The following is a 20,913-nucleotide window of genomic DNA, read 5'->3' as shown; positions in this document are numbered from 1 at the left end:
ACTTTACGAAGACCGATTCAGTCGGCCATCCGTGTGATTCTCAACCCCGCCTTGAACACGGAATTTCTGACACCCCCTCTTTTGGTTACTTTTCTTTGGCAAGACAAAGAAAAGTAACCCCTGCCCCGGGGAGGGGCGACGCTGATAGACCGACACGAAAACAAGTTCAACGACAGAAAACCACCTGATAAGCCCCATGGCCCCGAAGAGGGCCAACACCAGCGAACTGATACCCCGACAAGCTCACCGCCAAACACCGTCCTCAAAGCCAAACAGCGAGAAGAGAAAGGCGGCGCCATTGAACAAAGAGCCCCCCGACCAGGGGGAAACCCCCCTTAATTCCCCATCACAATCCCTTCCCGCCGAGGATCGGCCCCTCCAAACCAAACCGACTGCCCTTCAACGTTGATCCGTTGAATCCCTTGCAATCCGGAGGTCATGTCGATGACCTTGACCTCGTGCCCGCGCTGCTTGAGCCCATCGACGAGCGCGTCCGACACCCGCCCCTTCTCAAGCTCCGTCGGCCCGTTCCTCGACCCGAAATTGGGCAGCGCGATCGCCTGCTGCATCGTCATCCCCCAATCCATCGTCCCGATCAGCGTCTTCGCCACGTAGTTGATGATCGACGACCCGCCCGGCGACCCCACGGCCATCATCAGCCGCCGCGTGCCCTTCTCGAACACGAGTTCGGGCGCCATCGACGAACGCGGCCGCTTGCCGGCCTGCACGCGATTCGCCACCGGCTTGCCGTTCTCCTCCGACACGAACGAAAAATCGGTCAGCTGGTTGTTCAGCAGAAATCCCCGCACCATCAACCGCGACCCGAACTGATCCTCGATGCTCGTCGTCATCGACACCGCGCCGCCATACTGATCGACCGCCGAAATCTGCGACGTCGACGGCAGCTCCGGGCTGCGGTCGTCCGCCAGCGCCAGCGCCGCGCCCGCCGGCGTTCCCGCCTGCGCCCGCCCCATGCTCCGCTCGCCGATCAGATGCGCGCGCTGCGCAAGATAACCCTTGTCGATGAGGCTCTTCCAATTGCCGCCCGGCAACGGCACGAAATCCGGATCGGCGACGTACTGCGCGCGATCCGCATAGGCCAGCCGCCCGGCCTCGCTGAACAGATGCGCCGCGAACGGAGTCGGCTCGTATCCGACGTCGTTGCGCACCGGCTTCTGCGCGCCGATCTGCTGCCAGTCCGGCATCGCCTCCAGAATGCCCAGCATCTGCGCAACCGCAAGCCCCCCCGACGACGGCGGCGGCATCCCGCAAACCGTCCACTTGCGATAATCGGCGCACAGCGGCTCGCGCACCTTCGCCCGGTATCGCGCGAGATCCTGCACGCTCAGCAACCCCGGATTGACCGGATGCCTGCGTACCTTGGCCACGATGTCGCGTGCGATCGGCCCCGTGTAGAACGCATTCGCGCCGTGCGCGGCCACCTGCCGCAATACCGCCGCAAGCTGAGGATTCTTGAGGATCGTGCCGGCCCGCTTCGGCGTGCCGTCCTGATTGTAGAAATACGCGCGCGCCGCCGGATCGTTCATCAGGTACTGCTCGCTCGCCAGCAGCGTCGCGAGGCGCGGGCTGATCGTGAAACCGTGTTCGGCCAGCTGGATCGCCGGCTGGAACAGCCGCTGCCACGGCAGCTTGCCATGCGCGCGATGCGCAAGCTCGAGCATCCGCAGCACGCCCGGCGCGCCCACCGAACGCCCGCCGACCACGCCCTGGTAGAACGGCAGCGGCTTGCCGTCGGCGCCGTAGAACAACCGGTCGGTCGCGGCGGCCGGCGCGGTCTCGCGGCCGTCGTAGGCCTGCACGGTCTTGCCGTTCGCGTACATCAGGAATGCGCCGCCGCCGATTCCCGACGACTGCGGCTCGACCAGCGTCAGCACCAGCTGCGTCGCGATCACCGCATCGATCGCGGTCCCGCCGGCCTTCAGCATCTGATACCCGGCTTGCGTCGCAAGCGGATTCGCGGCGGCGATCATGTCGCGCTGCGACGTCCAGCCCGGCTTGTCGACCCACCCCGAAGCGACCTCCGGCGCGGCAGGCAGCGTGCCGCCGTCGGCCGGCGCCGAAGCGGGCACCGCCGTCGCCGCGACGGTCGCGCCCGGACCGGATGGCGTGCTGCAAGCCGCGTTGAAGGCGACGAGCGCAGCGGCGGCGGCGATGCGAACCCACGCACCGAGCGCGCGAGGTTGAATCCGGTCGTTCATTGAAACCTCGGCTGAAAATGGGACGTGGGCGAATACCGAAACGGCTTGAGCGGCGCGCATCGGCGGCGCGTCATTGTCGCCGCCTTGCAAACGGCTTGTCATCCGACCATAAACCCTGACACGCGGCGCGAGCGGCGCGTCATGCGCCGGCGCGGCCGCTCGTGCCCGCCTGCTCGAGGATGAAGTCGATGAAGGTCGACGTCGCGCGCGTATGGTGCCGGTTCGGCATGTAGAGCATGTACATGTGCGTACCGAAGATGCTGAGCCGGTACGCGTCGAGCGTCGTGATCACCGCGCCGCGCCGCAGGTCGTCATGCACGACGTAGTCGGGCACGATGCCGACGCCGAGCCCCGCGAGGATCGACTGGCGCAGGAACAGGAAATTCTCGGAGATCAGCGTGGGCTCGAGCAGCACCTCGTGCCGCTCGTCCCCGAGATACGCGGCCACGCGCAATTGCCGTCCCATCACCGTGGCCGTGATGACGGGCGCGCCGAACAGCGCGTCAAGCTCGGTCGGCATCCCGTGCGCGGCCGCGAACGACGGCGACGCGCACGCGACATAGCGCACCGCGCCCATGTCGCGCGCGACCAGGTTTTGCGGCGGCTCCGACATCACCCGGACCGCGATGTCGACCTCGTCGCGCATCAGATCCTCGACCCGGTTCTCGAACACGACGTCGAGCACGATCCCCGGATACAGCCGCTTGAACGTGATCAGCCAGTCCGACATCACCAACTGCCCATAGCCGCTCGGCACCGACAGCCGCACCCGTCCCTGCAGATCCTGGCCGAGCGTCGTCACCGATTCCTGCGCCGCCAGCAGCTCGTTCTGGATGCGCCGCCCGTGCTCGTACAGCCGCAAGCCGATTTCGGTCGGCTCGATCCGCCGCGTGGTGCGCCGCACCAACTGCAGGCCGATCGATTTCTCGAGCTGGTTGAGCCGGTAGCTGACATTCGCGCGGCTCATCTTGAGCCGCTGCGCCGCCTTGCTGAGATTGCCCGCATCGAGAATGTCGACGAGCAGCGTAAGCGCGTTCAGATCCATCGGAGCCGTCATTGTCAAAGCAGTTTTGACAGGATGTAAAGGATTGATGGAATTGTCAATTCGATTGGATCAATCGAGAATCGAGCCAAATCCAGGCGCCTGCGCGGCGCGTTTCGACACGGAGTCACGATGAATCAGGAGACCCTCCCCGGACAGGGCATGGTGACGCGCGAGCGGCGCGACAAGGTGCTCGTCGTCACGATCGACCATCCCCCCGTCAATGCGCTGTCCGCCGACGTGCGGCGCGGCCTGCTCGATGCGCTCGACGCGGCCGCCGCCGAGCCGTCGATCGCCGCGCTGCTGATCGTGGGCGCCGGGCGCAATTTCATCGCGGGCGCCGACATCCGCGAATTCGGCAAGCCGCCACTGCCGCCGTCGCTGCCCGACGTATGCCGACGGATCGAGGACAGCGCGAAGCCGGTGGTCGTCGCGCTGCACGGCGCGGTGCTCGGCGGCGGCCTCGAGATCGCGCTCGCCGCGCACTACCGGATCGCGGTGCCGGGCGCGAAGCTCGGCCTGCCCGAAGTCCAGCTCGGCCTGCTGCCGGGCGCGGGCGGCACGCAGCGCACGCCGCGCCTGATCGGGGCGGCGGCCGCGCTCGACCTGATGCTGAGCGGCCGGCACGTCGGCGCGGAAGAGGCGCAGACGCTGGGCCTCGTCGATCGCCTCGCGCACAGCGACGACACGCTTGCCGAAGGCCTTGCCTACGTGCACGAACTGCTTGCGACCGGCGCGCCGGTGCGCCGCACCCGCGATGCGCAGGCACTCGCCGACCGGGCGGCGGCGTCCGCCGCCGTCGACGCCGCGCGCGCGGACGTCGAGAAGCGATCGCGCGGGCTGTACTCGCCGCAGAAGATCGTCGAGGCGGTCGGCGCGGCGCTGACGCTGCCGTTCGACGAAGGCATGCGGCTCGAACGCCGGCTGTTCGCCGAATGCCTCGACAGTCCGCAGCGCGCCGGGCTCGTGCATGCGTTCTTCGCCGAGCGTGAGGTCGCGAAGGCACCCGAGACGCGCCGCGCGGCGCCGCGTCCGGTCGAGCGGATCGGCGTGGTCGGCGGCGGCACGATGGGCGCCGGCATCGCGGTGGCGGTGCTCGATGCCGGGCTGCCCGTGACGATGATCGAGCGCGACGAGGCCGCGCTCGAACGCGGGCGCGCGCACGTCCGGAAGGTCTACGACGGACTGGTCGCGAAAGGCCGGATGACGCCCGCCGCGCAGGCGGCGCGGATGGCGCGCTTCAAGGGCGGCACGTCGTACGATGCGCTCGCGCAGGCGGATCTCGTGATCGAGGCGGTGTTCGAGGACATGGCGGTGAAGCAGGCCGTGTTCGCCGAGCTGGCGCGCGTCTGCAAGCCGGGCGCGGTGCTCGCCACCAATACCTCGTATCTCGACGTCGGCGCGCTCGCCGCGAGCATCCCGCGCAGCGACGACGTGATCGGCCTGCATTTCTTCTCGCCCGCCAACATCATGAAACTGCTCGAAGTGGTCGTGCCGCCGGCGGTCGGCGCCGACGTCGTCGCGACCGCGTTCGAACTGGCGAAGAAGCTGCGCAAGATCCCGGTGCGCGCGGGCGTCTGCGACGGCTTCATCGGCAACCGCGTGCTCGCCGTCTATCGGACGGCGGCCGACTATCTGATGGAGGACGGCGCGTCGCCGTACCAGATCGATCGCGCGATCCGCGCGTTCGGCTTTCCGATGGGCCCGTTCCAGGTGGTCGACCTGGCGGGCGGCGACATCGGCTGGGCGACCCGCAAGCGCCGCGCGGCGAGCCGCGACCCGCGCGCCCGCTATGTCGAGATTTCCGATCGGCTGTGCGAGCGCGGCTGGTTCGGCCAGAAGACCGGACGCGGCTATTACCTGTACCCGGACGGCGCGCGCGTCGGCACGCCCGATCCGGAGGTCGACGCGATCGTCGCCGCCGAGCGCGCGAGAAAAGGCGTGACGCCGCGCACGTTCACCGACGACGAGATCGTGCGCCGCTATCTCGCGGCGATGATCAACGAAGGCGCGAACGTGGTGCGCGAGGGGATCGCGCTGCGTCCGCTCGACGTCGACGCGGTATTCCTGCACGGCTACGGCTTTCCGCGCCACCGCGGCGGGCCGATGCATTACGCGGACACGATCGGCCTCGCCCGCGTGCTGGCGGATATCCGCGCATTCGCCGAAGAGGATCCGCTGTTCTGGACGCCGTCGCCGCTGCTGGTCGACCTCGTCGCGCGCGGCGAGACTTTCGCGAGTCTCGATCGCGCCGGTTGACGGCCGCGCATTTCACCACCCTATATCCGAGACCTGAACGATGGACCTGAATTTCACCGCAGAAGAGGAAGCGTTCCGCGCCGAGGTGCAACGCTTCCTGCAGGAACAGCTGCCGGCCTCCGTCGCCCGCAAGGTGAAGGGCGGCCTGCGCCTGAGCCGCGACGACATGCAAGGCTGGCACGCGACGCTCAATGCGCGCGGCTGGCTCGCGAGCCACTGGCCGCGCGAGTACGGCGGGCCCGGCTGGAGCGTCGCGCAGAAATTCCTGTTCGACAACGAATGCGCGCTTGCCGGCGCGCCGCGCATCGTGCCGTTCGGCGTCAACATGCTCGGGCCGGTGCTGATCAAGTACGGCAGCGACGCGCAGAAGCGCCACTGGCTGCCGCGCATTCTCGACGGCTCGGACTGGTGGTGCCAGGGCTACTCGGAACCGGGCGCGGGCTCGGATCTCGCGGCGGTCAACACGCGCGCGGTGCGCGACGGCGAGCACTACGTGGTGAACGGTCAGAAGACGTGGACCACGCTCGGCCACTACGCGAACATGATCTTCTGCCTCGTGCGCACCGCGACCGACGTGCGCAAGCAGGAAGGCATCAGCTTCCTGCTGATCGACATGCGCGCGCCCGGCGTCGAGGTCCGGCCGATCGTCACGCTCGACGGCGAGCACGAGGTCAACGAAGTGTTCTTCACCGACGTGCGGGTGCCGGCGGGCAACCTCGTCGGCGAGGAGAACAAGGGCTGGACCTACGCGAAATACCTGCTGACCTACGAGCGCACCAACATCGCCGGAATCGGCTTCTCGACGGCGGCGCTCGACCGGCTGCGCGCGGTCGCGGCCACGGTGACGAAGAACGGCCGCCCGCTCGCCGACGATCCGCTGTTCGCCGCGCGCATCGCGCGCGTCGAGATCGAGCTCGACAACATGCGGACCACCAACCTGCGCGTGCTGGCCGCGGTGGCGGGCGGCGGCGCGCCGGGCGCGGAAAGCTCGATGCTGAAAATTCGCGGCACGCAGATCCGCCAGGAGATCTCGTCGCTGCTGCGCCGCGCGACGGGTCCGCATGCGCAACCGTTCGCCGACGCGGCGCTCGACACCGACGACGCCGTCGAGCCGACCGGCCCGGCCGAGGCGGCCAGCGCCGCCGCGCAGTACTTCAACAATCGCAAGCTGTCGATTTTCGGCGGCTCGAACGAAATCCAGAAAAACATCATCTCGAAGATGATGCTCGGCTTGTAAGGGACAGTCATGGACTTTCGACATACCGAAGACCGCCGGATGCTGGCGGATACGCTCGAGCGCTTCATCGGCGAGCAGTACGGCTTCCCGGTGCGCGACCGGATCGCGCAGTCCGAGGCGGGCTTCAGCGCCGATCTGTGGCGGCGTTTCGCGGAGCTGGGCGCAATCGGCGCGCTGTTCGAGGAGGCCGACGGCGGTTTCGGCGGCGCGGGCTTCGATATCGCCGTCGTCTTCGAGTGCCTGGGGCGCGGGCTCGTGGTCGAGCCGTTCCTGGGCGCGCTGATGGCGGGTCGCGCGATCGCGCACGCGGGCGACGAAGCTCAGAAGGCGCGCCTCGCCGGCGTGATCGACGGCAGCGCGATCGCCGCCTTCGCGCATGCGGAGCCGAACACGCACTACGAGCTGTTCACGGTCCGCACGCGAGCGCAGCGGCAGGGCGTGCAATGGCGGTTGAACGGCGCGAAGACCGTGGTGGACCTCGGCGAGCATGCGGCGTTCTTCGTCGTGTCCGCGCGCACCGCGGGGCGCGACGACGACGAGGCGGGCCTCGCGCTGTTCGTCGTGCCGAAGGATACGCCGGGCGTGACGGTGCGCGGCTACCGCAAGATCGACGGCGGCCGCGCGGCGGACCTGCGCTTCGACGACGTGCTGCTCGAGGCCGGCGCGCTGCTCGGCGCGGCGGGCGACGGCGCCGCGCTGCTCGAGCGCACGCTCGGCTTCGGGCTGCTGGCGCTGTGCGCGGAGGCGCTCGGCGCGATGGACGTCGCGAAAGCGCACACGCTCGACTACCTGCGCACCCGACGCCAGTTCGGCGTGCCGATCGGCAGCTTCCAGGCGTTGCAGCACCGGATGGCCGACGTGCTGCTCGAGATCGAGCAGGCGCGCTCGGCGGTCATCAATGCGGCGGCGCGGCTCGACGCCGACCGGCTCACGCGCGAGCGCGCGCTCGCGGCGGCGAAGTACAGCATCGGCCGGATCGGCGCGCTGGTCGCCGAGGAGGCGATCCAGTTGCACGGTGGGATCGGCATGACCTGGGAGCTGCCGCTGTCGCATTACGCGAAGCGGCTCGTGATGATCGACCATCAGCTCGGCGACGAGGACCATCATCTCGCGCGCTATATCGCGCTGTCGCGGGCGTAGCCGGCGCATGGAGGAGACCACGATGCAGGATCCCGCCGCCGGCCCGGCCCGTTCGCTGCCGCTCGCGGGCGTGCGCGTGCTCGATTTCTCGCGCGTGCTCGCGGGGCCGTGGTGCGCGATGGTGCTCGCCGATCTCGGCGCCGAAGTCATCAAGATCGAGCATCCCGGCCGCGGCGACGATACCCGCGACTGGGGGCTGCGGGTCGGCGCGACCGAGACGTCCTATTTCAACAGCGTGAATCGCAGCAAGCGCTCGGTCTGCCTCGACCTGCAGACGGACGAGGGCCGGCGCATCGCGGGCGAGCTGGCGAAGCAGAGCGACGTTGTGATCCACAACTTCAAATCCGGCGGCGCGGAAAAACTCGGACTGGGCTACGACGCGCTCGCCGCGCTGAACCCGCGCCTGATCCATTGCGCGATCTCCGGCTACGACCGCTCCGGCCCGGAAGCCGCGCGGCCCGGCTACGACCTCGTGGTGCAGGGCGAGGCCGGGCTGATGGCGCTCAACGGCGAAGCCGACCAGCCGCCGCTCAAGTTCGGCGTGGCGGTGGTCGACCTGTTCACCGGCATGTATTCGGCGCAGGCCGTTCTGGCCGCGCTGTACGAACGCCACGCAACCGGCCGGGGCCGCCGCATCGAGATGGCGCTGTTCGACTGCGGGCTGATGATCACCGCGTACTACGGGCTCGAAGCGCTGCTGATGGAGCACGATCCGCCGCGCTACGGCAACGCGCACCCGTCGATCGTGCCGTACGGCGTGTTCGATGCGGCGGACGGCCCGCTCGTCATCACGGTCGGCAACAACACGCAGTTCGCGCGCTTCTGCGAGGCGATCGCGCGTCCGGATCTCGCCGAGGACGAACGCTTCAAGACCAATCTCGGCCGCTCGGCGAATCGCGCGGCGCTGCTGCCTGAAATCCGCGGCGAGCTGGCGCGCAGGCGGCGCGCCGATCTGCTCGACGCGCTCGCGGCGTCCGGCATTCCGTGCGGCGAGGTGCTCGGGCTCCACGAAGCGCTGACGTCGCCGCGCGCGACGGCGGCCGGACTCGTCACGAAGCAGCCGCATCCGGTGGCGGGCGACGTGGACGTGCTCGCGCCGCCCTATCGCTTCGACGGCGCGCGCCTGCCGGTTCGTGCCACGCCGCCCGTGCTCGGCGCGGATACGGACGCCGTGCTGGGCGAACTGCTGGGCCTCGGCGCGGCCGAGCTCGCGAAGCTGAAGGCCGGCAAGGTTGTTTGAACGCGGCGCCCGCCAGCCGGGCGCCGCGTCGCGTCGTATCCGCATCACTCGCATCACCCGCATTACCCGTACGACCAAAAAACACATTCCTCACCTATCGAGGAGGAGACATCATGGAGCTTTCCGCAATCGAAAGGCTCACGGCTTGCCGTGAGTATCAGCAGCTCGTGAAGAGGCGGCGCCGCTTCAGTTTCACGATGACCGCGCTGATGATCGGCACGTACTACGGCTTCATCCTGCTCGTCGCGCTGGCGCCGGGCGTACTGGCGAAACCCCTGTATGCGGGCGCGACGATCAGCACGGGGATCGCGGCGGGCGTCGCGATCATCCTGATCGCGGTCGGGCTGACCGGCGGTTACGTGCTGCGGGCGAACCGCTCGTTCGACCGGTCGGTCGACGCGCTGTTGCGGCAGTCGTGAAGGAGCGCGCCATGTCGATTCCGCGTCTCCTCGCCGCCGCCGCGCTGCTGTCGTCCGCGTGCGCCGCGCACGCCGTTTCCGTCGCCGGGCCGATGCCCGACAAGGTCGAACTGAACCCGGTCGCGATCGGCATGTTCTTCGCGTTCGTCACCGCGACGCTCGTGCTGACCCGCTGGGCCGCCCGCCGCACGCGTTCCGCCCGCGACTTCTACACGGCCGGCGGCGGCATCACCGGTTTGCAGAACGGCCTCGCGATCGCGGGCGACTACATGTCGGCCGCGTCGTTCCTCGGGCTGTCCGGCATGGTGTTCATGTTCGGCTTCGACGGCCTGATCTATTCGATCGGCTTTCTGGTCGGCTGGCCGTTCGTGATGTTCCTGATCGCCGAGCCGCTGCGCAATCTCGGCAAGTTCACGTTCGTCGACGTCGTGGCCTACCGCTTCGCGCAGCGGCCGATCCGCCTGCTCACGTCGGCGAATGCGCTGGTGATCGTGGTGCTGTACCTGGTCGTGCAGATGGTCGGCGCGGGCAAGCTGATCCAGCTGCTGTTCGGGCTGCGGTACGGCGTGGCGGAACTGATCGTCGGCGCGCTGATGGTGATCTACGTGTTCTTCGGCGGGATGACCGCGACCACCTGGGTGCAGGTGATCAAGGCGGTGCTGCTGCTGTGCGGCGCGACGCTGCTGGTGCTGCTCGCGCTCGGCGAGTTCGGCTTCAGTCTCGACGAGATGTTCCGCCGCGCGGCGGCCGTGCATCCGGGCGGGCTCGGCATCATGGGACCGGGCAAGCTGATCCGCGATCCGGCGAACGCGCTGTCGCTCGGCATCGCGCTGATGTTCGGCACGGCGGGCTTCCCGCACATCCTGATGCGCTTCTTCACGGTGCCGAACGCGCGCGAGGCGCGCAAGTCGGTGTTCTACGCGACGGGCTTCATCGGCTACTTCTATCTGCTGACCTTCGTGATCGGCTTCGCGGCGATCGTGCTGCTCGCGCAGCACCCCGAGTTCTTCCGGACCGGCGCGAACGGCAGTTTCGATCTCACCCGGGACCTGCTCGGCGGCTCGAACATGGTGGCCGTCAAGCTGGCGCAGGCGGTGGGCGGCAACTGGTTTTACGGCTTCATCGCCGCGGTGACGTTCGCGACCATCCTCGCCGTCGTGGCGGGTCTCACGCTGGCGGGGGCCACGACGGTATCGCACGACCTCTACGCGTCGATGCTCGCGCGCGGCAAGCCCGACGAGAAGATCGAAATGCGGATCTCGCGGGCGGCGACCCTCGTGCTGAGCGCCGTCGCGATCGGGCTCAGCATCCTGTTCGAGCACATCAACGTCGCGTTCATGGTGGGGCTGGTCGCGGCTGTCGCGGCGAGCGCGAATTTCCCGGTGCTCGCGATGTCGATCTTCTGGCGCGGCATGACGACGCGGGGAGCGGTGGCGGGCGGCGCGCTCGGGCTCGTCTCGGCCGTCGTGCTGACGCTGCTGTCGAAATCCGTCTGGGTCGACGTGCTGCATCACGCGCATGCGCCGGTGTTTCTCGACAACCCGGCGCTGGTGTCGGTGCCGCTCGCTTTCGCCGGCATCGTGGTCGTGTCGCTGGCCGACCGCGGCGAGCGCGCGCGCCGCGAGCGGGCGGCGTTTGCGCAGCAGGAGTTCTACGCGCAGACGGGCGTGCTCGCGAGCGGCGCGATCGGCTCCCAGCCGCACTGAGACGCCGTCAACGGTCTGACGAAAGCGCCGCCCGTCCGGATCGCCGGACGGGCGGCGTCCGGATTTCCGGAAAAGCGGAATGCCGCCGCGTCCGGTTGCAATGAAAAATCATTGAAATCAATCGATTAGGTGCCGGCCGGCACCTGGCATCGACCTTGCAATGTAATCGCTCAAGGCCGCTCAGGCCTGACAACTACAGCAAGGAGACACTCGATGACCCATTCAATCCCCCTCCCTCGGATTTTCTGAGGCCATCGCTTGTTGCGGCACGGCAGCCGCGCGGGCGGGTGGCTCCCCTGACATCCGTCCGCGCGCGTGACGCCGCGGCCCCCGGCTCAGCCCCCCTCTACCTTCTCTGGACTCATCGTGAAGAAGAAACCGTTCTATAAAGTGCTCTATGTGCAGGTGATCTTCGCCATCGTCGTCGGCGTGATCCTCGGCCATTACTACCCGTCGCTCGCCGTCGACATGAAGCCGCTCGGCGACGGCTTCATCAAGCTGATCAAGATGGTGATCGGCCCGATCATCTTCTGTACGGTCGTGACCGGGATCGCCGGCATGCAGGACATGAAGAAGGTCGGCCGCGTCGGCGGCAAGGCGCTGCTGTACTTCGAGATCGTATCGACCTTCGCGCTGGTGCTCGGCCTCGCGGCCACGCACATCCTGCGTCCGGGCGTGGGCTTCAACATCGATCCGGCGACGCTCGACGGCAAGGCCGTGGCGTCGTACGCGGCGAAGGCGCACGGCCAGTCGACGGTCGATTTCCTGCTGCACATCATTCCGAACACGATGGTCGACGCGTTCGCGCAAGGCGAGATCCTGCAGATCCTGCTGATCGCGCTGCTGTTCGGGAGCGTGCTCGCGCATCTCGGCGAGCGCGGCAAGGTGGTGACCGATTTCATCGACGGCATCACGCGCGTGCTGTTCGGGATCGTCCACATCGTCACGAAGCTCGCGCCGATCGGCGCATTCGGCGCGATGGCCTTCACGATCGGCAAGTACGGCGTCGGTTCGCTGGTGCCGCTCCTCAAGCTGATCGGCACGTTCTACCTGACGTCGGTCGTGTTCGTGATCGTCGTGCTCGGCGCGATCGCGCGCTTCACGGGTTTCAGCATCTTCCGCTTCGTCGGCTACATCAAGGAAGAACTGCTGATCGTGCTCGGCACCAGCTCGTCGGAAGCGGCGCTGCCGCAGCTGATGGAGAAGCTCGAGAAGGCCGGCTGCTCGCGCTCGGTGGTGGGCCTCGTGGTGCCGACCGGCTATTCGTTCAACCTCGACGGCACCAACATCTACATGACGATGGCCGTGCTGTTCATCGCGCAGGCGACCAACATCGAGCTGACCTGGATGCAGCAGCTGACGCTGCTCGCGGTCGCGATGCTGACGTCGAAAGGCGCGAGCGGCGTGACGGGCGCGGGCTTCATCACGCTCGCCGCGACGCTCGCCGTCGTGCCGACCATCCCGCTGTCGGGGATGGTGCTGATCCTCGGCATCGACCGCTTCATGAGCGAGTGCCGCGCGCTGACCAACATCGTCGGCAACGGCGTCGCGACGGTGGTGGTGTCGGCGTGGGAGAAGGAACTGGACCGCGCGAAGCTGCGCGCCGCGCTGAATGGCGGCGAGGTGCCGGTCAACGAAGCCGCGAAGGTCTGACATGTCGCAACACGCCGCGGCGCGCCCGGACGCGCCGCGGCCGGGCGGGGCCGGACCGCGCGCAGCATCGCGCGCGGGCGCCGGCCCCGCGTCCGTTCGGACGGGGCGCTATGCCACAATAGGCGAACCTCACTCCCCGGAAGCCGCCACCGTGAAGCGCCGCCTGCTCGTCCTATTCGCGCTCGCCGCGGCGCTGGCGGCGGCCTGCGCACTCACCTGGACCGTCACCTGGCAGCGCGGCGTCGACGAGCTGCGGCGTAACGCGGCCGCGCGCGTCGACCGCACCACCAACGCGCTCAAGAGCACCCTTGACCGTTACGAATCGCTGCCGTATCTGCTGGGCGGGCACCCGTTCGTGCAGGACGTGCTCGCCGAACCGGGACAAACCGGCTATGTCGATCGGGCGAACCTCTATCTCGAAGACCTGAACCGCCACGCGCACGCGACCGCCACCTACATCATCGGCGCCGACGGCCGCTGCGTCGCCGCGAGCAACTGGCGCGGGCCGGACAGCTTCGTCGGCATCGAATACCGGTTCCGGCCGTACTTCGTCGATGCGGTGCAGGGCGGAGTGGGCCGCTTCTTCGGGATCGGCACGATCTCGCGCGATCCCGGCTACTACATCTCGCAGCCGGTTCGGCGCGACGGCCGGATCGTCGGCGTCGCCGTGGTGAAGCTCAATCTCGAATGGTTCCAGGGCGCCGACGCGTCCGAGCCGCTCGTCGTCGCCGACGATCACGGCGTGATCTTCCTGTCGTCCGTGCCGGCATGGAAATACCACACGATGAAGCCGCTGTCGGGGCCTGTGACGGCGTCGATCTACGCGACCCGCCAGTACGCGCAGCAGCCCGTGACGCCGCTGCCGCTGCGTATCGAACGGGTGCTCGGCCCCGATGCGCAGATCGTGAGGATGGGTGCCGGGCGCCGCGCGCCGCGCTATCTCGCGACCCAGCGGCGGCTCGGCGAACCCGATTGGCAACTGGTGACGCTCGCGCCGATCGAACCGGTCGACGCCGACGCGCGCAACGCGACGATCGTCACGGGCTTCGGCTTCGTGTCGCTGTGCCTGCTCGGGTTCTACTGGCGCATGCGCCGCGCGCGCGTGCGCGAAATGATCCGCAGCCGCGCGCTGCTGCAGAACGCGTACGCGGAGCTGAACCAGCGCGTCGCCGAACGCACGGCGGATTTGTCGGAGGCGAACGAGCAGCTGCAGAAGGAGGTGGGCGAGCGGATCCGCGCGGAACAGGAATTGCGCGCCGCGCACGACGAACTGATCCAGGCCAGCAAGCTCGCGGCGCTTGGCCAGATGGCGGCGGGCATCACGCATGAGCTGAATCAACCGCTCGCCGCGCTGCGCAGTTTCTCCGACAACACGCGCGTGCTGCTCGATCGCGGCGAGCAGGGCGCGGCGCGCGACAATCTCGAGGCGATCGCCGCGCTCACCGAGCGCATGGGCAAGATCACCAACCAGCTGAAACTGTTCGTCGGCCGCGCGCGGCCGCGCAACGAGCGGGCGCCCGTCGCGCGCGCGCTGCGCAACGTGACGTCGCTGCTGAAGGAGCGGCTGCAGTCCGTCGAGCTGAACGTGCGGCTGCGCGACCTCACGCAGCTGCCGGTCGCCGACAGCCGCTTCGATCTCGCGCTCGATCATCCGGCGCTCGTCGTGCAGTGCGAGGATCTGCGGCTCGAACAGGTCCTGATCAATCTGCTCGGCAACGCGCTCGACGCGGTCGCGGCCACCGCCGCGCCGCGCATCGACGTGACGATCGACGCGGCGGTCGCGACGCTCTCGATCATGGTGCGCGACAATGGCGCGGGCATTCCGCCGGATGCGCTGCCGCGGCTGTTCGAGCCGTTTTTCACGACCAAGGAAATGGGGCGCGGGCTCGGTCTCGGGTTGGCGATCTCGTCGTCGATCGCGAGCGACGCGGGCGGCTCGCTGACGGCGCGCAACGCGCCGGCGGGCGGCGCCGTGTTCGTCTTGACGCTGCGCCGCGTGCGCACGCATCATCCGGACACTTCGGAGGCCGGCGCGTGAGCGTGTCGCGGGCTTCCTCACGCATTAGGTGACTAGAGATGGCGACTCCCCTGCAAGTGATCTACATCGAAGACGACGAGCTGGTGCGGCGCGCGAGCGTGCAGAGCCTGCAGCTCGCGGGTTTCGATGTCGTGGGCTTCGGCTCGGCCGAGGCGGCGGAACGGGCGATCGTGGGCGACGCGGCGGGCGCGATCGTCTCCGATATCCGGCTGCCCGGCGCGAGCGGGCTCGATCTGCTCGCGCAATGCCGCGAGCGCACGCCCGACGTGCCGGTGATCCTCGTCACCGGCCACGGCGACATCACGATGGCGGTACAGGCGATGCGCGACGGCGCCTACGATTTCATCGAGAAGCCGTTCGCGTCCGAGCGGCTGGTCGAAACCGTGCGGCGCGCGCTCGAGCGGCGCACGCTGGTGCTCGAGAATCACGCGCTGCGCCGCGAGCTGGCCGAGCAGAACGTGGTGGCGCCGCGCATCATCGGCCGCAGCCCGGCGATCGAGCAGGTGCGGCGGCTGATCGCGAACATCGCGCCGACCGATGCGTCGGTGCTGATCAACGGCGACACCGGCGCGGGCAAGGAACTGATCGCGCGCAGCCTGCACGAGCTGTCGCCGCGCCGCGAGAAGCCGTTCATCGCGGTGAACTGCGGCGCGCTGCCGGAGCCGATGTTCGAGTCCGAGATGTTCGGCTACGAGCCGGGCGCCTTCACGGGCGCGGCGAAACGCCGCATCGGCAAGCTCGAATATGCGTCCGGCGGCACACTGTTTCTCGACGAGATCGAGAGCATGCCGCTCGCGCTGCAGGTGAAGCTGCTGCGCGTGCTGCAGGACGGCGTGCTCGAACGGCTCGGCTCGAACCAGCCGATCCGCGTGAATTGCCGGGTCGTCGCGGCGGCCAAGGGCGACATGCGCGAACACGTCGCGGCGGGCACCTTCCGCCGCGACCTGCTGTACCGGCTCAACGTCGTGACGATCGCGCTGCCGCCGCTCGGTGAGCGTCGCGAGGACATCGTGCCGCTGTTCGAGCACTTCATGCTCGATGCGGCGGTGCGTTACGGGCGCCCCGCGCCGCTGCTGACCGACCGGCAGCGGGCAGGCCTGATGCAGCGGGACTGGCCCGGCAACGTGCGCGAGCTGCGCAATGCCGCGGACCGGTTCGTGCTGGGGGTGACGGAAGGGGTCGCGGATGCGACGGCCGCCGGGGCGTCGCCGGACGACGATGCCGGACATACGCTGAAGGCGCGTATCGAGCAGTTCGAGCGGGCGGTGATCGCCGAGGTACTGAGCCAGACGGGCGGCGCGGTTGCCGCGACCGCCGACCGGCTGCATGTCGGCAAGGCCACGCTGTACGAGAAGATGAAGCGCTACGGCCTGTCGGCCAAAGGAGAAACGGACCGCTGATGCGATCCGTTCGGCACCGGCGCGAGACGCGCGCCGGGAGAGGGGGCAGACCGGGCAGGCGTCTCGCCCGCGTGGCTCAGGTGTTCAGCGCTTTCTGCAGCAGTTGGTCGAGTTCCGCGAATTGCGGCGAGCCGACATAGCGCTTCAGGATCTTGCCGTTCTTGTCGATCACGAAGGTGGTCGGCGTGAGCTGCACGTTGCCGAACTGCTTCGCGACGCTGCCGTCGTCGAGCGCGACCTTGAACGGCAACTGACGCGTCTGCGCATAGTTCGCGACGTACATCGGCGGATCGTAGTTCATCGCCACCGCGACGAATTCCAGGCCCTGGCCCTTGAAGCGGTTGTAGGTGTCGACCATCTGCGGCATTTCCTGCATGCAGGTCGCGCAGCTCGTCGCCCAGAAGTTGACCAGATAGACCTTGCCCTTCAGCTCGCCCACGGTCGAGACCTTCTGGCCGGACAGCAGCGTGAAGGTGGCGTCGGGCGCGCTGGACTTGCTGTTGAACGCGAAGTAGCCGGCAATCGCGATTGCGGCCGCGACGGCGGCGAGCACGACGTAGCGCAGCGGACCGGCGCGGCGGGAGGCGGGGGAGGGAGCGGGACTCATCGGCTGAACCTCGGAAACTCGGAAAATGGCGCTCCGGTACGGATACCTGAACGAGCGGCGCTCATTGTACCGTCAATCGCACGCCCGCATCGGGGCGCGCATCGCCGCGACGGCGGCGGATAATGCGGTTTTGTTCGCTGCGTATCGCCTTCCATGTTCCGTATCGGTTTGTCCCCGTTCAGCTTGCGCCTGGCGCTTTGCTCCCGTTCAGCGGTTTCCTGGCGCCGCGCAGCGGCCGTCGCGTGCGCGAGCGCCGCGCTTGCCGCCTGCTCGCCGGCCTACGATTGGCGCACGGTCCATAACGATGCCGGCTACACGGTCGATCTGCCGGCGAAGCCGACGGTCGAGGAGCATCCGGTCGAGATCGGCGGCGTGCCGATGAAGATGCGGATGCAGGCCGCGCACCTGTCCGGCGCGGTCTTCGCGGTGGGGTCGGTGACGTTGCCCGACGATCGCGACACGACCCGGCATGCGGTGCTCGATTATCTGCGCGCGGGGCTCGCGCGCAACCTGGGCGCCGAACCGGCCGTCGCGGCGGTGCTGGTGCCGCTCGCGGCAGGCGGCCAGACGGCGGGCATCGAGCTGCGGCTGGATGGGGTCGCCCAAGACGGAGGCGCCCGGAAAGGGAATCCCGGCGGGACGGCGGACACGGCGCGCGCGCGCAAGATGGTGGTGGCCCGGCTGGTCGCCCGGGGGCGCCATGTGTATCAGGCGATCGTGATCGCCGATACGGCGCCGCCCGTCGAGCAGCTCGACCAGTTTTTCGGCTCGTTGAAACTCGATTGAGCGCCGGGGCGGCGGCGCCTTCGAATCGTTTCCGGACTGAAAGTTCCTTCGTAGAAAACGACGCTAGTCGCCGGATTTTGCGGGACTTTTCAGGCTATCCACAGAACTTGTGGATAACTTTGTTGACAACCCTCCCCAGTGCTCCGCAAACCAAGGCCAGAGGGGCATTGCGTTACTTTGCCTGTAAACTTCGCATCGTAAAAAAATCAATAAAATCAAAGCACTGCGCAACTGGCTTCAAGTGATGGCTCGTTCGGAGACATCAAAGGCCGGATGCCGGGATGTGTGCATAAGTCAAGTCTTGACAGCCATCTTTTTGTTCCTACGCAGGCGAAAACGCTCTTCGATAGCGGATCGCCTCGGCGATCTGGCCGGCGTCCGGCGCGTCGTTGCCGGCCAGATCGGCGATGGTTCGGGCGACTTTCAGCACCCGGTAGTGCGCGCGCGCCGACCAGCCGAAACGCTCGCCCGCCTCGCGTAACAGCCGCTCGCCCGACGCGTCCGGGCGGCATACGTCGTCGGTCTCGCGGCCGGTGAGCGCGTGATTGGTCTTGCGTTGCCGGGCGTCCTGCCGCGCGCGGGCGCCCGCGACCCGCGCGGCGACCGCGGCGCTCGGCTCGCCCGGCGCCGACGCGCGCTCCGACAGCTCCGCCGGCGTCAGTGCGGGAATCTCGATCTGGATGTCGATCCGGTCGAGCAGCGGGCCGGACAGCTTGCGCAGGTAGCGCGCGGCCACGTCGGGCGTGCAGCGGCAGCGGCCGGCGGGGTCTCCGCGCCAGCCGCACGGACACGGGTTCATCGCGGCGATCAACTGGCACGCGGCCGGGAACTCGGCCTGCAGCGCCGCGCGGGAAATCGTGATGTGGCCGGCTTCGAGCGGCTCGCGCAGCGTCTCGAGCACATGGCGATCGAACTCGGGCAACTCGTCGAGGAACAGCACGCCGAGGTGCGCGAGCGTGATTTCGCCGGGCTGAGGCGGATTGCGTCCGCCGACCAGCGCCGCCGCGCTCGACGAGTGGTGCGGCGCGCGAAACGGCCGCCGCCGCCACTGCAGCGGCGAAAATCCGAGCCGGCTCGACGACAGCAGCGCGGCCGAGTCCAGCGCCTCGTCGTCGGTGAGCGGCGGCAGCAGGCCGGGCAGCCGCGCGGCCAGCATCGACTTGCCCGCGCCGGGCGGTCCGACCATCAGCATGTGATGGCCGCCCGCCGCCGCGACTTCGAGCGCGCGGCGCGCGCCGCGCTGGCCGATCACGTCGGCGAGATCCGGCGCGGGCGGCGCGGGCCGGGTATCGAGGGAGGGCGCGGCCGCGGCGGCGAGACGGCAGTCCGGCAGATCGGCGAGGTGCGCGCACAGCGCGGGCAGGTCGGGCGCGCCGTAGACCGTCACGCCCGGCACGAGCGCCGCCTCCGCCGCGTTCGGCAGCGGCAGGTAGAGTTCGGGCGGCCGCGCGGGCCGGGCAGCGCTCGAATCCCGGCCGGCGGGCGCCGGCTCGGCGCGGTCGATGCCGTCGAGCCCCGGGCCGCGCGCGGTGCCGCAGGCCATGGCGAACGCGCCGCGCATCGGGCGTAGCGCACCGGTGAGCGATAGCTCGCCCGCGAATTCGCGGCCGTCGAGCGCGGCGGCGGGAATCTGCCCGCTGGCCGCGAGAATGCCGAGCGCGACCGGGAGGTCGAAGCGGCCGGATTCCTTCGGCAGATCGGCGGGCGCGAGGTTGACGGTGATGCGACGGACCGGGAAATCGAAGCCGCAGTTCTGCAGCGCGGCGCGGACGCGCTCGCGGCTTTCGCGGACTTCGAGATCGGGGAGGCCGACGATCGAGAAAGACGGCAGGCCGTTGGCCAGATGGACTTCGACGGTGACTTCCGGCGCACGGCCGGCAGCCGGCGCGCGGCTGCGCACGACGGCAAGCGACATGATGGCACTCCTGGCTGCTGCGGGCGGCGGGTGGGCCGCCCGCACGGTGTGGGCTATCTCGATGCGCGCTTGCCGGCGATGCGCAAACTACCTGGACTGCGAGTACGAAGACAAGGAATCAGGACGGGTGGCGGGCCGGACCGGAGCCGGAGCGGCCCATGCGTTCAAGGCTGGGCGGCGAGCTTCTGCTCCAGCTCGGCCACGCGCTTTTCCAGTTCCTCGAGCCGCACGCGGGTGCGGGCAAGCACCTGGGCCTGCGTATCGAATTCCTCGCGGGTGACGAGGTCGAGCTTGGAAAAGCCTTGCGTCAGCATTGCTTTCACGTTGCGTTCGACATCCTTGGCCGGCGAGTTTTTCAGCAGATCGCTCACGCGCGCCTGCAAGTCGTTGAAAACGTCGCTGGGTTGCTTCATGGTGTTTCCCCTTCTTTGCACAATTCTTGTGCATGTTCCGTTACGTTCGTGCCCGGGATGCGCGCATGACCGGAATTGGTGCGTGCACCGGGCCCGTTTTCCGGGCATGGCGGGGCGTTCTGTTGCCGCCCCCATGCGCTGGACGTCCGAGCACTCTAGCAACGATCCCTTTTCCGCGCCAGCAAACCGGCCGCGCGTTGGCCGTTCGACCAAGCTGCGCGCGCTCCGCCGCGTGCGCCGGCGCCGCCCGGAAATCTCCGTGAAAGCCTGTCACGCCTGGTTTCCGTCGACATGGCATGCGAGTTGCTGAGGATGTCCCGCTACACATGCAACCGGGTTGATGGGACAACCATAGCGAGAGGACTTCATGAAACTGATTACCGCAATCATCAAGCCGTTCAAGCTCGATGAGACGCGCGAGGCCCTGTCGGCCCTCGGCGTCTCCGGCATCACGGTAACGGAGGTCAAAGGGTTCGGGCGCCAGAAAGGGCACACCGAGCTGTACCGGGGCGCGGAGTACGTCGTCGATTTCCTGCCGAAGATGAAGATCGAAGCCGCGGTGTCGGACGATCTGGTCGACCAGGCGGTGGAAGCGATCGAGCGGGCGGCTCGCACGGGCAAGATCGGCGACGGCAAGATTTTCGTCACGCCGATCGAGCAGGTGATCCGGATCCGCACCGGGGAGACGGGCGCAGACGCCCTGTAATGACAAGAGACGAGCGATAAGAGGAAACCCAAGATGCGCAAACTCCTGATGTCCCTGCTGATGGCCGGTTCGCTGCTCGCGAGCGGAATCGGCGCAGCGCTGGCCGACGACGCGTCGTCGGCCCCCGCCGCCG

16 protein-coding genes are annotated in these 20,913 nt (G+C 68.5%); 11 read left to right on the top strand and 5 right to left on the bottom strand.

The features are described 5' to 3' along the window. Positions 1 to 335 precede the first annotated feature (335 nt). On the bottom strand, positions 336 to 2,219 hold the full coding sequence (gene ggt, locus RZR99_RS25910; protein WP_323122635.1) for a gamma-glutamyltransferase: 1,884 nt from the start codon (positions 2,217 to 2,219) through the stop codon (positions 336 to 338). 139 nt (positions 2,220 to 2,358) lie between these two features. Then, complete coding sequence (locus RZR99_RS25905; protein WP_323122634.1) at positions 2,359 to 3,264, bottom strand: LysR family transcriptional regulator; 906 nt, start codon at positions 3,262 to 3,264, stop codon at positions 2,359 to 2,361. A 129-nt stretch (positions 3,265 to 3,393) separates the two neighbouring features. On the opposite strand from RZR99_RS25905, the gene RZR99_RS25900 reads away from it, so the two are divergent. The 9 genes from RZR99_RS25900 (at position 3,394) to RZR99_RS25860 (ending at position 16,353) form a co-directional block, all read left to right on the top strand. Next, positions 3,394 to 5,520 carry a 3-hydroxyacyl-CoA dehydrogenase NAD-binding domain-containing protein gene (locus RZR99_RS25900; RefSeq protein WP_323122633.1) on the top strand — a complete coding sequence of 709 codons (2,127 nt, stop codon included), beginning with the start codon at positions 3,394 to 3,396 and terminating at the stop codon, positions 5,518 to 5,520. Between the two features lie 40 nt (positions 5,521 to 5,560). Next, positions 5,561 to 6,757 carry an acyl-CoA dehydrogenase family protein gene (locus RZR99_RS25895; protein ID WP_323122632.1) on the top strand — a complete coding sequence of 399 codons (1,197 nt, stop codon included), beginning with the start codon at positions 5,561 to 5,563 and terminating at the stop codon, positions 6,755 to 6,757. 9 nt (positions 6,758 to 6,766) lie between these two features. Then, complete coding sequence (locus RZR99_RS25890) at positions 6,767 to 7,897, top strand: acyl-CoA dehydrogenase family protein (RefSeq protein WP_323122631.1); 1,131 nt, start codon at positions 6,767 to 6,769, stop codon at positions 7,895 to 7,897. Positions 7,898 to 7,919: 22 nt separating this feature from the next. Continuing rightward, positions 7,920 to 9,137 (top strand): CaiB/BaiF CoA transferase family protein, encoded by a 1,218-nt coding sequence (locus RZR99_RS25885; protein WP_323122630.1) that lies wholly within the window; start codon positions 7,920 to 7,922, stop codon positions 9,135 to 9,137. 113 nt (positions 9,138 to 9,250) lie between these two features. Further along, the gene (locus tag RZR99_RS25880) at positions 9,251 to 9,556 is read left to right on the top strand and encodes a DUF485 domain-containing protein (protein ID WP_323122629.1); all 306 of its coding nucleotides are present in this window, start codon (positions 9,251 to 9,253) and stop codon (positions 9,554 to 9,556) included. Between the two features lie 11 nt (positions 9,557 to 9,567). Beyond that, positions 9,568 to 11,262 (top strand): cation acetate symporter, encoded by a 1,695-nt coding sequence (locus RZR99_RS25875; protein ID WP_323122628.1) that lies wholly within the window; start codon positions 9,568 to 9,570, stop codon positions 11,260 to 11,262. A 366-nt stretch (positions 11,263 to 11,628) separates the two neighbouring features. After that, the gene (locus tag RZR99_RS25870) at positions 11,629 to 12,915 is read left to right on the top strand and encodes a dicarboxylate/amino acid:cation symporter (protein ID WP_323122627.1); all 1,287 of its coding nucleotides are present in this window, start codon (positions 11,629 to 11,631) and stop codon (positions 12,913 to 12,915) included. 1 nt (position 12,916) lies between these two features. Next, complete coding sequence (locus tag RZR99_RS25865) at positions 12,917 to 14,953, top strand: sensor histidine kinase (protein WP_323122626.1); 2,037 nt, start codon at positions 12,917 to 12,919, stop codon at positions 14,951 to 14,953. A 38-nt stretch (positions 14,954 to 14,991) separates the two neighbouring features. Next, positions 14,992 to 16,353: a sigma-54-dependent transcriptional regulator gene (locus tag RZR99_RS25860; RefSeq protein ID WP_323122625.1), complete on the top strand. Its 1,362-nt coding sequence runs from the start codon at positions 14,992 to 14,994 to the stop codon at positions 16,351 to 16,353. Positions 16,354 to 16,429: 76 nt separating this feature from the next. Here the strand turns inward: RZR99_RS25860 and RZR99_RS25855 are convergent, their stop codons facing one another. Continuing rightward, entirely contained in the window at positions 16,430 to 16,960 is a 531-nt protein-coding gene (locus tag RZR99_RS25855) for a peroxiredoxin family protein (protein WP_323122624.1), read from the bottom strand. Between the two features lie 168 nt (positions 16,961 to 17,128). Between RZR99_RS25855 and RZR99_RS25850 the strand changes: the two genes are divergently transcribed. After that, positions 17,129 to 17,746: a hypothetical protein gene (locus tag RZR99_RS25850; RefSeq protein ID WP_323122623.1), complete on the top strand. Its 618-nt coding sequence runs from the start codon at positions 17,129 to 17,131 to the stop codon at positions 17,744 to 17,746. Positions 17,747 to 18,068: 322 nt separating this feature from the next. Here the strand turns inward: RZR99_RS25850 and RZR99_RS25845 are convergent, their stop codons facing one another. After that, the gene (locus RZR99_RS25845; protein WP_323122622.1) at positions 18,069 to 19,661 is read right to left on the bottom strand and encodes a YifB family Mg chelatase-like AAA ATPase; all 1,593 of its coding nucleotides are present in this window, start codon (positions 19,659 to 19,661) and stop codon (positions 18,069 to 18,071) included. Positions 19,662 to 19,825: 164 nt separating this feature from the next. After that, positions 19,826 to 20,074, bottom strand: a complete 249-nt coding sequence (locus RZR99_RS25840; protein ID WP_323122621.1) for an accessory factor UbiK family protein — start codon at positions 20,072 to 20,074, stop codon at positions 19,826 to 19,828. A 367-nt stretch (positions 20,075 to 20,441) separates the two neighbouring features. Here RZR99_RS25840 and RZR99_RS25835 point away from each other — a divergent pair, with 367 nt between their 5' ends. Next, positions 20,442 to 20,780 carry a P-II family nitrogen regulator gene (locus tag RZR99_RS25835; protein ID WP_006398175.1) on the top strand — a complete coding sequence of 113 codons (339 nt, stop codon included), beginning with the start codon at positions 20,442 to 20,444 and terminating at the stop codon, positions 20,778 to 20,780. Positions 20,781 to 20,913 lie beyond the last annotated feature (133 nt).

Origin of the sequence: Burkholderia alba, assembly GCF_034721475.1 — a bacterium.
GTDB lineage: Bacteria > Pseudomonadota > Gammaproteobacteria > Burkholderiales > Burkholderiaceae > Burkholderia > Burkholderia alba.
Note: the sequence above shows the minus strand (reverse complement) of the source record. Positions and strands in the feature narration are given on the sequence as shown.